This is a genomic window from Verrucomicrobiota bacterium (assembly GCA_037139415.1).
Lineage (GTDB): Bacteria > Verrucomicrobiota > Verrucomicrobiia > Limisphaerales > Fontisphaeraceae > JBAXGN01.
This window is the reverse complement of the sequence record JBAXGN010000206.1, coordinates 1-13,460: the sequence shown is the minus strand read 5'-3', so window position 1 is coordinate 13,460 and position 13,460 is coordinate 1. Positions and strand designations below refer to the sequence as shown.

The 13,460-nt window shown below is 57.6% G+C and carries 10 protein-coding genes; 2 read left to right on the top strand and 8 right to left on the bottom strand.

Features of this window, described 5'->3' with window-relative positions; all coding sequences use genetic code 11:
• Positions 1 to 45: 45 nt before the first annotated feature.
• From WCO56_25305 to WCO56_25275, 7 genes are all read right to left on the bottom strand, one after another.
• Positions 46 to 2,496 carry a choice-of-anchor D domain-containing protein gene (locus tag WCO56_25305; protein ID MEI7732914.1) on the bottom strand — a complete coding sequence of 817 codons (2,451 nt, stop codon included), beginning with the start codon at positions 2,494 to 2,496 and terminating at the stop codon, positions 46 to 48.
• 293 nt (positions 2,497 to 2,789) lie between these two features.
• Positions 2,790 to 3,887, bottom strand: a complete 1,098-nt coding sequence (locus WCO56_25300) for an ABC transporter ATP-binding protein (GenBank protein MEI7732913.1) — start codon at positions 3,885 to 3,887, stop codon at positions 2,790 to 2,792.
• A complete protein-coding gene (gene modB, locus WCO56_25295) occupies positions 3,884 to 4,516 on the bottom strand; it encodes a molybdate ABC transporter permease subunit (protein ID MEI7732912.1) in 633 nt (210 codons plus the stop codon). The genes WCO56_25300 and modB overlap by 4 nt, the downstream gene beginning before the upstream one ends.
• Positions 4,517 to 4,559: 43 nt before the next feature.
• Positions 4,560 to 4,769: a TOBE domain-containing protein gene (locus WCO56_25290; GenBank protein MEI7732911.1), complete on the bottom strand. Its 210-nt coding sequence runs from the start codon at positions 4,767 to 4,769 to the stop codon at positions 4,560 to 4,562.
• Positions 4,770 to 4,806: 37 nt separating this feature from the next.
• Complete coding sequence (gene modA / locus WCO56_25285; GenBank protein ID MEI7732910.1) at positions 4,807 to 5,580, bottom strand: molybdate ABC transporter substrate-binding protein; 774 nt, start codon at positions 5,578 to 5,580, stop codon at positions 4,807 to 4,809.
• A 56-nt stretch (positions 5,581 to 5,636) separates the two neighbouring features.
• Complete coding sequence (locus tag WCO56_25280; GenBank protein MEI7732909.1) at positions 5,637 to 7,121, bottom strand: alginate export family protein; 1,485 nt, start codon at positions 7,119 to 7,121, stop codon at positions 5,637 to 5,639.
• A gap of 56 nt (positions 7,122 to 7,177) precedes the next feature.
• Positions 7,178 to 8,239 (bottom strand): substrate-binding domain-containing protein, encoded by a 1,062-nt coding sequence (locus WCO56_25275; protein ID MEI7732908.1) that lies wholly within the window; start codon positions 8,237 to 8,239, stop codon positions 7,178 to 7,180.
• An 829-nt stretch (positions 8,240 to 9,068) separates the two neighbouring features.
• Between WCO56_25275 and WCO56_25270 the strand changes: the two genes are divergently transcribed.
• Both WCO56_25270 and WCO56_25265 read left to right on the top strand, forming a co-directional pair.
• Positions 9,069 to 9,764, top strand: coding sequence for a mobilization protein (locus WCO56_25270; protein MEI7732907.1), 696 nt, complete (start codon positions 9,069 to 9,071; stop codon positions 9,762 to 9,764).
• 191 nt (positions 9,765 to 9,955) lie between these two features.
• A complete protein-coding gene (locus tag WCO56_25265) occupies positions 9,956 to 10,969 on the top strand; it encodes a sugar phosphate isomerase/epimerase family protein (GenBank protein ID MEI7732906.1) in 1,014 nt (337 codons plus the stop codon).
• A gap of 296 nt (positions 10,970 to 11,265) precedes the next feature.
• Here the strand turns inward: WCO56_25265 and WCO56_25260 are convergent.
• Positions 11,266 to 13,460: DNA methyltransferase (locus WCO56_25260; protein ID MEI7732905.1), on the bottom strand; the 2,195-nt coding region annotated here is incomplete at its 5' end.

Sequence of the window (13,460 nt, the reverse complement as noted above, 5' to 3'; positions counted from 1 at the left end):
TTACCTCAAAATCCAAATCGCCGCTTGAACAAAGTTACTCTCCGGTCACACACCCCTGACGTGCCAACATTCGGTGCTGGTATTGAGTATTCTCGTGAAACTCCATACATTGGCTTGGTATCGCCCGTAGTATACGCCAGCGCTAGAGAGGGTACCAACGAGTATTCGGTCACTCGCAAAAGGTGCGAGACTCACGGAGCGGCATGCTTTCCCGCTCAAGCCGATACAGGCCCAGTCCGGGCTGGGACTGGTGATCCGCATCCATACTCCGCCTTCTGTGGTGAACGGAGATTCGGGGTTCGCGGCGACAAACAGCGTTCCGTCTGGCGCGAAGGCAAAATCTTGTGGAGCATTATTGTATCCAGGGAATGTGGCGCTGGAAATATCAGTCCAAGTTTCTCCCGAATCACTGCTGAACTTGATGGCCGAATTGCCCGGTGAACCGGCCACGGTGTCCCGTCCGCCGCAGTAAACCTTGGTGGGGTCCAACGGACTGAACGCGACGGCTCCCGCCGTGCCAACTCCGCTGCTAGCACGAATAGGACTCTTGTTTGCCCAACTCACCCCCCCGTTTGTGGTCAACCACATTCCTATGTCGAAGCTTCCCACCATAATTCGGTTGGGATCCACTGGGCTGGCTGCGATGGCTGCAGCGACTGTGTTCTGAAAACCTCGTTCGGTCCAGAGAGTCTGATTGAGCGCATTGCTCCCGTTCACTTGGGAATACATTGCTCTCCAATAATATGAACCCGCTGATGAAAGGGTAAGGTTGGGCGATTTTACAGCAGCGGAGCGCGCAACAAACCCCGTATTACTATAGAGGACACAAGCATTGGGCGAAGCCCCGGGAGCCCAACCATACGGCTGCGTTCCCACAGCGCTGCGCTCTGACCAAACCGGAGTGTTGGTATTGCCGTTCTGAGTGTAATAGCACGCTCCCGTCGAAGTTCCGCTGGTGATGACGAGCAGCCGCTCGCCAAAAGGAAACGCACTGTCCCAAGCCAGACTTTGCCACGGCGTTGCCGTTGGTAGCGGACCCGTTCCGCCTGCGCCACTGAGGTCTAGCCAAATCCCGCCGTTCCACCGGAAAACTCCGCCATTTTCCACGACGCAAATCGAATCGTCCGAAAAGTATCCAGGGTTCACGAGAATGCGGTTCACATTTCCTTTAGGCAGCCCATTGGTGCGCAATTCCCACGTGGTACCACCATTCAGCGAGTAGAAAACCCCCTGCGGACCGCAAATCCAAAGTTGGTTAGGGTTCGCCGGGTTCACCTCTAGGCCAACGACAGCATTAGTGAGGGTGGTGGATGATACGGTGACGGAAAGAAGTGACCATGCCCCTGCGCCAATGCGCTTATAGAGGCCCGCAGTGAAACCCGATGGGATGTTTTTATAACGTGCGTTACCCACACCAGCATACATCACAAGATTGGTTGTCGCTGTATCGACGGCGCCTCCAAGGGCACACACCTCCCCGGAAGGGAAGGTTCCATATTGATTCCAGGAATACCCATCTCCTGAAACGCGCCATACTCCCTTCTGCGAGGCTACAAAGAAACCTTGGGCATCCGTGGGATCGGGAAACCAATCCTGCGTGTCCAGCATTCTCCAAGGCGTCAACTGCTCCCAACTTGTGCCAGCATTCTTGCTGCGCCAGATACCTGCGACATCGCTGCCGATGTAGAGATGAGTGGCATTTGTGATTCGAGGGTCGCGCTTCAAAAGCAGAACCATGCCGCAACCTCCGAGGTTGAGGTGTCCCCAATCTACCGCCTTAAGCACGACATCATTGCCATCGCCACCGTCGTAGCGAACTAGGAAGAAGAACGTTTGGCCACCAATGGTTATCGGGATGGTTCCGCCATCCGGTGCGTTGCGGAAGAATCCGGAAACCGGATCGGGCGAAGTGTTATTCACTGCAACCAACTGCGTCCCGGGTGCCGGGGCGAAACCAAGGTTCACGTTGAGAACCAGTCCAGCCGCATTAAGGCCCTTAGTGGTCGGCCCGGTATCAGATGGGTTGTTCAAGCTTACTACCACGAAAGTGCGGCCTTCTCCTACCAAAGAGATGTCGAACGGACTCTTGCTTGGGTCATTACTTGCCACGTGAATCGCAGCCGTGAGGACGCCGTCCGCATTAGGCACGAAAGTGACTTTGAATGTTGTGTTGCTGCCGGGAGCCACTGTGGTGCTCATCCCCGATGTGTTGACGGTGAAATTGCTGCTGTTCAAGCCATCTTTGGTGATGATGATTCCCGACAGATTCGCCGCGCCGAGATTGAAAATGGAAAAGGTTTTTGCCGTCCCACTGCCGCCCGTTGCCGCAATCCCGAAATCAACAATGGACCCGCCATCGATAAGAGATATTCCCAGCGGCTGCTGCACATCGATGGCTGGCGCAGCGGCAACGATGCTTCCTGAGCAAAGTAACGCGAACATGGCAAGAGAGGCCAAATTCACGAACGATTCACCGGCAGGATATTGCTTTTTCATTCGGCCTATTCCTCCACCTCTACCGGTCGATACTCGGAAGTCAAGGTCGGTGGGGGGACAGACCATTTGCCTGTTTTTTCATGATACCTCCTTTTGAATCGTTCCCAAAGAAATACGCAGATCCACGGCATCTGGATAAATGTCCTCCCGCCGATCCCCATGGCGTTGATGGCCCCCGGAAATTGGACTCTTGATTTGCGCGACATGACCACATGGAAAAGAAAGGTCCCTTTGATGGCAAGCGTGAAATGAAAAAACTTTGAATGCCATCTCAATCTTCCAGTAACGACACCTCAGGCCACGTGTGGTATCAAATGGATATGGGGGGCTTTGACCAGCGCGTACACGCGCGCGCCTTCGCGCAAGGCCATTTCTTCACAGCCTTGTTTGGTGAGCAGGGCTGTTAGCGGAAAGCCGCAGTCCGAATCCACCCGCACCAGTGGACCTTCGCGCACCAAGGTGGAAACGGTCGCGGATAACTGGTTGCGGGCACTGCTCTGGCCTTCTTCACCCCGGGTCAGAATAACGTCTTCGGCCCGGATGCACACGAACACCTCGCTTGTGCCCGCTGGGAGGCCGTGACTGAGCGCCGTGAGCCGAATATCGCCAACGGCCACGGTGACCAAGCCCTCGGCCATCTCCAAGACGCGCCCGGGCCGGATGGTTTCGACGGCGAGAATGCCGGCTGCCGCGATACTGCCGGGACGGTTGAAGACTTCATGGGCCGGTCCTTGTTGGACCACCCGCCCCTCGTGCATGATCACGAGGTTGTCGCCCAGCGCCAACGCCTCCTGGCGATCATGCGTGACGAGCAGCGTCGGGATTTCGCTCTGGCGCAGGAGCGCGCGCAGTTCGCCGCGCAACCGCTGACGCGTCGGGGTGTCCAGGGCGGACAAGGGTTCATCCAACAGCAGCAGGCGCGGGCGGCGCACCAAGGCGCGGGCCAGGGCGACGCGCTGTTGCTGCCCGCCCGACAGTTCCCGGGGCAGGCGTTTGCCCAAGGTTTCCAGGCTCAACCAGCTTAAGGCATGGGCGATGCGTTGCTGTTGCTCAGTTTTAGGCAGATCATTCAGGCCGTAAGCGATGTTCTGCTCCACGGTCAGATGTGGGAATAGCGCATAATCTTGCGGCACAAAACCGATATTGCGCTGGCGCGGCGGAAGGAACTGGCCCGCCGCCGCGTCCGACCAGACCCCATCGTCAAAACGGATCATGCCCGCGTCGGGCCGCTCCAGACCGGCGAGGCAGCGCAGAACGGTGGTCTTGCCGGAACCGGACGCCCCAAAGAGCACGGTGACGCCCGTCTGCGGCGCGACCTGCAACGTCTCCACCTGGATGGTTGAGCCAGCGGCAAAGCGCCTCGAAAAGGCGGCGTGCAACCCGGTGTTCAAGGGGTTCCTTCCCGGCGGCGCAGCAACCGCTCGCTCGCCCAAACCGCGATAAACGCCAACCCCGCCGCCACGGCGGCGAGCGTCCAGGCATGACCATCTTCACCAAGCTGGACGTGCTGGTAAATCGCCACCGAGAGGGTGGTGGTCTGGCCGGGGATGTTCCCGGCCACCATGATGGTGGCGCCGAATTCACCCAGCGCGCGGGCAAACGCCAGCAACGTGCCCGCCAGCACCCCGCGCCGGGCCAGCGGTAGGGTGATGGTGAAAAACACGCGCCATTCGCCGGCCCCGAGGGTGCGGGCCAGTTGTTCAAAGAGGGGATTGACCTCCTCGATGGCCGAGCGGGCCGCCCGCACAAACAACGGCAACGACATGACCGCCAGAGCCAGCACCACCGCCTTCCAGGTGAAGACCACTTCCATGCCAAACCAATCCTGCAACCAGTGCCCCACCGGGCCGCGCCGGCCAAACAGTTTCAGCAAGACCAGCCCGGTGACGACCGGCGGCATGACCAGCGGAAGCGAGACGAGCGTCTCCACGAGCGCCTTGCCGCGCCATTGCCGCCGCGCCAGCGCCCACGCCAAGGCCAGGCCAAAAGGCAAAACCCACAGCGTGCTCACCACGGCCATCCCGGTCGTGAAGCGGATGAATTGCCACTCTTCGGCAGTCACGTCAATCCACGCCAATCATGACATTGGACGCTTTGACGATGGCATAAGCGGTTTGTCCCTTCTTCAACTTGAGCGAGCCGGCTCCCTCACTGGTGACGACGGAGACGATTTCCACGTTGGGGGCGATTTCGAGCACGACTAGCGTGCTGATCGGTCCCTTTTTGATGCTCTTGATTTTGCCTTGGATGACGTTACGGGCACTTAGTTTCATAGTTTGTGTTTTTGGTTTAGCCGGCGCGGGCAAGCATTCATTGCTTCGCTTCCGCCGGCAAAAGGATGAACCCGCGGCGAAGGAAAACCTTGTCCGCCTCCGGGCCGGTGAGATGGTCCAGAAATTTCCTGGCCGCCACCGGCTGCCGGGAATCTTTTACCAGCGCCAGCGGGTAACTGATTTTTGGGCCGTCGTTCGCGGACACTTTAAACGCGACCTTCACCTTGCCGGAAATGGCGGCGTCCGTCTTGTACACCATGCCCGCGTCCACGTTGCCGGATTCGACCGCCGCCAGCACCGCGCGCACGCTTTCGCAAGGGATGATTTTCTTTTCCACGCCCGACCACAATTCCAGTTTCGTGAGATACTCTTTGGCATAAGTGCCGGCCGGCACGGTCTTGGGATCGCCCAACGCGAGGCGCTTCACGCCCGGCGTTGCCAGGTCCCTGGGCGAAGCAATGGTCAAGGAACTGTCGGTCAGGGTCACCAAAACGAGGAGGTTTGAAAGCCGGCTCCGGCGGGTTTCCTTGACGATCAACCCTTGCTTCTCAAGTGTGTCCATCTTGGCCTCGTCGGCGGAGAAAAAGAGGTCGGCAGGCGCGCCCGCTTCAATCTGACGCGCCAATGGGCCCGACGCGGCAAAGTTGAATACGATCTTGTCGCCGGACGGCTTTTCATAGGCGGCGGCGATTTCCTTGAGCGAATCGGTCAGGCTCGCAGCGGCGAAGACAGTCACGGTGGCGGCTACGAGTGGAAATCCGCCTAAAATGGTCACGCTCACCAGCAGTATTGCTGAAAGGTAGTTTATCATGGGTACCCGCATATTTGGGTCAGGTGATCGCCAGGAACTTGTGCTGACTGCTGCGGCTAAAAATTTAAACGCAATTGAAAATAAGTCCAGTTGGCATCCACTGCACCGCCGTTGGCCGCCACTGAATTCACCGATTGCCGGATGTAATCGCCGACAAAGAAGTGGCCGTACCCGAGTTGCACATCGCAGAATGACGTGGCGGCGTAACTGGCCACGATATCCAACTCCGACCCTACAAACGTGTGAAAATCAGGATGCTTGCCATAACCGTTGACACTGCGGCCTGAACTTGCTTCGGGATAGAGCGAATCATGAGTATCAACCATCCAGAACAGCAGGTACTCGGAGGAGAGGGTCAGGTTCTTGAGTGGTTTAAGTGAGGCACCCAGGCGTGGTATGTGCAGGTTGCGTTGGCTGAACAGGTCCATGACTCCATAGAACCGATGGTTGGTGCCAAAGAGATTATCAAAGGTTTGATTTTTGCCATCATTGGGGTTGTGGTCGCCGGAGCCGTGTTCGTAGCCCAAGCCAAGGCGTGGGCTGGCCCAGGCATCTTTCCAGGTATAACCACCGCTGGCGAAAACGGAATAGGCCTGTTGGACCCGCCGGACCTTGGCTTGGTTGATGCTGCCGAATTGTCCCGCCGCTTCCAGGGAGTAATCCCAGCCGCCCAATTTCCCTGGTAACGACGCCCAACGGGTGCCGTAGGTGTAAATGTCACGGGCGCTGGTGGGGGTGCCGGGCACTCCGGGAGCAATCGCATTGGGAGCATCAGAACTGGCATTATGCGACAGGAAATAGAGTTGAGTCTCCTGCCAGGGGATCAGATTCGTGGTCGAACCGTATAGGCCCATCAACCAATCGTAGTCGTTGGCTACATTAAAGCGGCCATCCGTGGGCACTACCACCCGGCCGGCAAAGGCATCCACCCAGCAAGACTCGGTTTCCAGCCGGATTTTCGCGGCATCGAATGTCCGTCCGGTGGTGCTCCAATCTCCGATGCCAACCATTCGTTCCTCACCATAAAGGAGTTCCTGACGCCCCACTTTCACCGTGACGGGCAATGCCTTGGGATTCCCGAACAACAGGAACGCCTGGCGCAGATTGAACCGATCCAGTTCCGGTGAAGGGGCGCGGCGATCCCATTCTTCGAAACTGCTGCGGCCTTCGACATAGGCGGTGAACCACGGGGCAGGGGTGTATCCCAAGTGATACTTGAGCCGCTCCATCAGGTAATCATTGTCGTTGGCCCTGTTGTGTACGAAATCATTATTGGAGATGTAACCGGCATTTTGCTTGATTTCATAGCGCATGCGGAACTGACCGCCAATGTCCCACTTCTCCCATTCCCCAGACTGTTTGCGCAACCAGTCATTGCCCAGGCCGGCGCTTTGAGCGGGTGCGGTTGTGGCAGACGACGCAGATTGGCTGGTTGGCGCATCGGCAGCAACGGCGGCAACTGCCGGTGCGAGGATGGTAATCAGGCAAACCGTCTTTTGGAGCCGCCCAAGCGGACTCGTCGGGGATAATAATGATGTCATGGTCTTTCTTTTGTTCATGTGTTATGGGTTTATTAAATTAGTAACGAATGATTGGGTCAAAGGGACACAAGTTCTCCAGTGTATCGGCCATCGTAGCCGGGCAATTCGCTGACCAGGCGGCGATAAGCCCGGCTGCGTAACAGGCGGATGAGCGCCTGGATGCGCGGGTCGTGCTGTTTCCCGGTCGGAAAACAGAAATCCAGTGTTTCAGTACGCATTGGGAGAAAGTTTAACCCGGCTTCAGCGGCGCAGAGCTTCACACAGATGCCGGCCTCGGCCCACCCGGCATGAACCGCTTCGGCAACCGCTGCGTGACCATCCACCTGGCGGCCGGAGAACTCCCGCCCCCCAAGCAATTCGTCCAGGCATTCGCGCGCCGCAGACCCGGATTCACGCACCGCCCAGCGGCGTGAAGACCGGACCAGGCGCTCCGGCGAGCAGGTCTGATCGCCCATCGGGAGCGCGATCCCTTCCTCCCATTGCGCAACCCGCAACAGGTGATAGCCTTCGCCAAGCTGGGTGCGAACCGTCTCGGTATTGCGATCCGGGTGCTCCGCCGTCGAACGATGCAACCCGGCCACATGCACCAGACCCTTGCGCACCAATTCCAGGGCCGTGCCGCCGCTGCGTGGAAATATCAGCAACCGGAATCCCGAGGCACGCGCGTATTCGGCGGCCAGGAGACCTGCCGCCGGATCGCAACAAGCCAGTGTCAGCGTCCGCTCGGCGGGCGAATCACCGATCTCCCGGCACACTCCGCCATCCCAAAGGCCATCGTGGGGAACAGGATTCAACGACACCGCCTCGACGGGATAAAGTATGCGCCGCCGGCTCACTTCGGCTTCCCAATAGCGGCAGGGTTCCGTTCGCGGCGCCCAGCCCCACTCCGATCCGCGCTGTGGCGAGACTGCCGCGCGACCAAACAGCTCCTCGACGGAACATTCCAGAACCGCCGCCAGCGATAATGCGGCCGTGACCGATGGCGTGAGATGTTCGCCTTCGATGGCGCTGACGGCTGCCCGGGAAATGCCCGCCCGGCGCGCCAGTTCAGCCTGGGACCACTCGCGCGCTTTGCGGCGCGCCAGCACTTGATTCACCGTCGATTTTTGCAACATCATAATCGTGTCTATCTGTGCCATGATCCTGTCACTGTCAACAACGTTGTTAAGCTGGTTCATCGTATGCCTTGGAAAGTGATCATCGAATCATTCGCCAACCCAGACTTAGCACAGACCATGCCAAGCCGTTGGCAGGGCAGGAACACCACAAATCATCCTCCGATTCGCGTGTTATTAACGTCGCTTTATGAAGCACTTGCGCAGAGTCCCTCGCTTCACGCCGTTCGAACATTCATTTTAATGCCGCTGGCTTAAAGCGACATTTTGGTAGCTTTATTCGGGGTTCCCAACATTAATGTGGGGGATGGCCGACTCCAATTTTTGGCTGCGGATGGCGATCAAGTCCGAAGACCGAAAATCGAAATCCGAAAGAAACCCGAAATCCGAGATCCGAAAACACGCCACCTCCATGAGGGGAGCCACCGACGCCTGTGGCCGTCGCCGGGCTGGAACAACGCCGCGTTTCAACGTGAAACGCGAACCGGCCACCAACCGCGTGCCAGCCCTCGGATTTCGGCTTCGGAATTCGGAATTCGGTATTCTTTCGGAATTCGGCCCTCGGATTTCGGGTTTAACTGGACCCCTGTTCCATTCAAAATAGCGAGGAGCCGGATTTCTCCTTGCCCCAAATCAATTATTGCGTAACGTTTGGCGGCGGCGGGCGGCCAATAACCAGTGCCTCCCGCCTCTGAAAAGAAAGCCAGACCGGTTGCACCACCCCAGCGACGGTTTGGCGGAGGTTTTGGGCTCACTTGGATTCAACATGGTTTCCGAGGGTGCCCGGGACTTAATGAGTAGTGAATATAACCTGTAAAAATAAAAAACAATTATGTCGAATATTCATTTGGTTGGTGGGGAAAAAGGCGGGGTGGGCAAATCCCTTGTGGCGCGCGTTCTCGCGCAATACCTGATTGACAAGCAACTGCCGTTCCTCGGCTTTGACACGGATCGCTCGCATGGGGCGCTGATGCGGTTTTACGCCGGCTATGCCTCGCCGGTGCTGGTGGATCGCTATGAGGCCTTGGACGCGATTGTCGAAGCGGCAGTCGAGCAGCCCGAGCGTCGCATCCTGGTTGACCTCGCGGCTCAGACGCTCGAACCCCTGGCAAAATGGATGGAAGAGTCCGGCGTATTCGATTTGGCCGAAGAGGGGGGCTTTTCCCTTCATTACTGGCATGTGATGGACGCCGGCAAGGATTCGGTGGATCTGCTGGCCAAACTGCTTGATCGGTTCGGCAATCGGCTCCGCTATGTACTGGTGTTGAACGAGCTTCGCGGCGATGATTTCAGCATCCTCAAACAGTCAGGCGAAGCGGAACGGGCGCTGGCACTTGGAGCGCGCACGGTTTCCATCAAGCGGTTGAACGAGGCCGCCATCCAAAAGATTGACGCGCGCAGCAGCAGCTTCTGGGCGGCAAAAAACTCCGCTGATAAAGAAACCACCGGGCTCGGTCTGATGGATCGTCAACGCGTGAAAATGTGGTTGCGGAGCGCGTACCAGGAAATGGATGCCGTTGGCGTCTGAAGTTTCAGTGGGAATATTCCCGCCGCCAGGCTGGCAATTGAGCGCGCCGCCGGTGGGCAACAATTTTGAGAGACGATGTGTAGCCCAAATTGAGGATGAGGCTGTCCGCTAGCTTGGCGTCCGCAAGCGCGAGTGACAAACGGTAAAATCATGATTGACGTCAGGCAAGCGGCATCATTAGCCTTGCCCCCATGAATATAGCCCCGATGCAGCAAGGCAGCAGGAATACAAAACAGGCGGAAAACCTGCGGAATCATGGAAGCCGTTCGCTACCTTCTGCCGTGGCACCAGCGCCCACGGTGGATTGGTCGCGACGCGAATTCCTGGGTGGTCTGGCCGGCAGCGGTGCTTTATTCGCCGGCATGGAATTCTTATCACTACCCGGACAGTGTGCCGCCAGCACGACTTGGAGTTGCGACGTGGGCGTTTGCGGGTCCGCGAACCAATGGGATATCATTCAGAAGGCCGGATGCACTTATGTGGAGGAAAACGTAGGGAAGCTGCTGAACCCCAAGCTTCCCGATGCGGAATTTTCCAAAATCGCCGAGGCCTTTAAAGCCAGGAACATTCCCGTTCGCGCCTGCAACGGATTTTTACCGGGCGATTTGAAACTGGTTGGCCCCGAGCCCAAGCACGATGAAGTGGTTGCTTACGCCTCCATTGCTCTGAAACGCGCCCGGGAACTGGGGGTGGGGATCGTGGTTCTGGGCAGCAGTAGTGCCCGAAAGGTACCGGATGGGTTTGATCGCGCCAAAGCGGATGAGCAGTTTATCAGCGTGGTGAGGCGCCTGGGCCAGGCTGCGGAAGCGAATGGTGTGATTGTGGCTATGGAGAGTTTGAATCGTGAGGAAACCAATTTGGGCAATACGCTCGGCGAATGCTACAAACTGATCAAGCGGGTCGACCATCCAAAGGTCAAGCTGGTCGCTGACATGTATCACATGCTCAAGGAAAATGAGGCGCCGGATGCCATTCTGGAAGCCGGTTCCCTGTTGGCACACTGCCACCTTGCGGAGAAGGCGCAACGCACTCCGCCTGGCACGGATGGGGACGACTTTAAGCCTTATCTGCGAGCGTTAAAAAAGCTGGACTACCGCGGTTGCATTTCCTTGGAATGCCGTTGGAAAAAGCTGGCCGATGAAATCACCCCGGCCGTCGCCGCCCTGAAAAAACAAATTGAAGCGGTCAGCGCCGAAAAAGCCTAAACGGATAAGACTGTTCTTTTGGGCATGGTTCAATTGCGCGTCGAGTGTCCGGAATCCGTTTGCCATCGGTTGAAACCGCGTGCCGCCTTTTGCTTGGCCAACCCGGACCCGCCCCTGGAGCCTCAACGACGCCAGTGCTGGCGCGTTGGTCCCATCCGTCCCAGCCCTTTCCATCTTTGAGGTGCCTTCTGATTTTTATGGTGAATGGGGTCGTTTTCGGTTTTCCCAATTTGCAATTTACAATTTTCAATTTGCAATGCCCCATCCCGTCCATCCTCCGTTCACTATTCCCCTCCCTATATCATCTCATCCGCATTCTTGGCCCGCGACGTTTTCGCCTTCTTATCCGTGCCCGCTTTTCCCTGTTCCTCTTGGGCGGCGCGTTCCAGGTTCAGGGCTAGCAGCCGTTCCAGAATCTGCTCGTCCGATAAAGTGGCCAGCCAGCCGTAGGCAGCGGAGACGGCAGCGTCCAATTTCTTATGGGCGAGGTCCAGCCACATGGGGCGTTCGTTGTAGAGATTGGTCAAAGTGCGTTTCTTGAGTTTGGCGGCACACTCAGCGTCGAGTGGTTCCAAACGCGGATACCGCACCGTGCCGATTTGGAAGCTGCCGCGATCCCGAACGGTGCTGCGGTCAATGTAACGATCCCACGGGCCACCCACCGTGCCGGGGAATTGGAGCACACGGGTTTCCGTCCATTCCGGCGGATTGAGCCAGCTTTCGCGCAACTCGTTCAATGCCTTCGCCGCCGATGCAATCGCCGCACGGTGCCCCGCTGGCGTGGTGGGCGGACCGCCGTAGGGTGGCGCATCTTCTTTAACCTCGTAGAATCGGGTCGTCATCACGGTGTCCCATCCGTCATTCGCCACTGGCGGTTCCGGAGCGGGTGGCGCAGATGCCTGCAAATCGTCGGGGAATGGAAAGGGAAACGTCTCGAAACACTCCGTCGGATTGTAGGTTGCGTCGTTGCCTTTGCCGTGCCAACCGCAAGTTACGCATGTCCAAACTTCATGAATGCGCGATTGCAGTACGCCCCAGCGGTAATCGTCACCGAAGGCGATGGCAATGGCTTTAGAGTCAGGCAGAATGGTTGAATCAAACCAGACAAATAGCCGATGCTTCGCAACGCGTGCGGTAGCGATAAATTTAGGCAGGTGATTTACCGCCTCTCGCAAGTCAGGCCGCGCCCGAGCAAACAACCACCAGAACTTTACGCGCGCGGGTTCACTATTGTTCATCCGATCAGGTTTGACATGCTTTTCCACATAGCCGAACGGTGCCTCGTAAAGGGATGCCTCTTCGACGGGCATATCAACCCCGAAATCTATGATCCAGCGATGCGTTGGCGCTCGGACAATATCACTACCATTTCTCCAGGGGCGTAACACATCACTGTTGGGTTTCCCATGCGGATTCACTGCCGAAAGCATTTCTATGGCGCTTTCTTGTGGAATGTCAAAGTCGCCAACTTTAGTCGTCCCCATGAAGCAGAGCTTTGCGTTGGCATGGAGGAATTGCTTTCCGGTGGTGTCGAGTCCGCTGGACAAATCAGCGTTGATCGTTGCGACTTCCTTACCATCCAGTGATGGCCTGTCGGTTGCATCCAAACCGGCAAAGCCGACCATGCAAATCCGAATCGCCGTGGCGGCATCGAACCAGTCCCGATCAGAAATGGCAAAAAAGATTCGCCCGGTTGCTTGGATGCGTTCAAAGGCGCGGCGCGAACTGACTTGTTTGGAGCCAGTCGTTCCCAGCAGTCCGGCGCGTTTACATTTGCCGCATTCGATCTGTTTGCGTGCCTTTTCAAGCCAGTAACAACAGAAATCAGAAGTGGCTGGGAGCCGGTCTCCAAAGGTGTTGAAAATGGCTTTTGTATAGGCGTAACCAAGTTCGGAACGGAGCCGCTTATTGCCCAAAAACGGTGGATTTCCCACAATCACATCGCACTTGGGCCATTCGCGCTCCGAGTAAAACTTCAAGTCATCATCGCCCGCGTGTTCGCCCGCTTGCGCTTCTTTCAGCGTCTTGGCTTTGTTGCGGAAGTGCGGCACCAGTAAGGCGTCTTCATTCTGGAACCCGTCCAGATTTTGCAATACGGGTGTGCGGTTGTTGTTGAACCCGTTATCGCGCCGCCATTGCAGGTAACCGATCTGGACGGAGACCTGCGCCAGCTCGAATGCGTACGGGTTGATTTCCAGGCCCCGCAGTTGTTGCACGCTGACTTCCGGCTCGAACCGCCAGCCGAGTTGCGCCGCAAAGGTGATGACCTCTTTTTCCAAGCCCAGCAGCATCTGGAGCGCTACGTAGAGGAAGTTGCCGCTGCCGCACGCCGGGTCGAGGACAATGATAGTGCGGAGCTTTTTGAGAAAGGCGAGGATCTGGGCGCGCTGCGCGGGCGTGCCCTTGCCCTTGGCGTAGGCGGCAGCCAGTTCGCCCTTGAGCGCGGCCCATTCCCGGCGCAGCGGCGCCATGAGCACCGGTTCCACCAGCG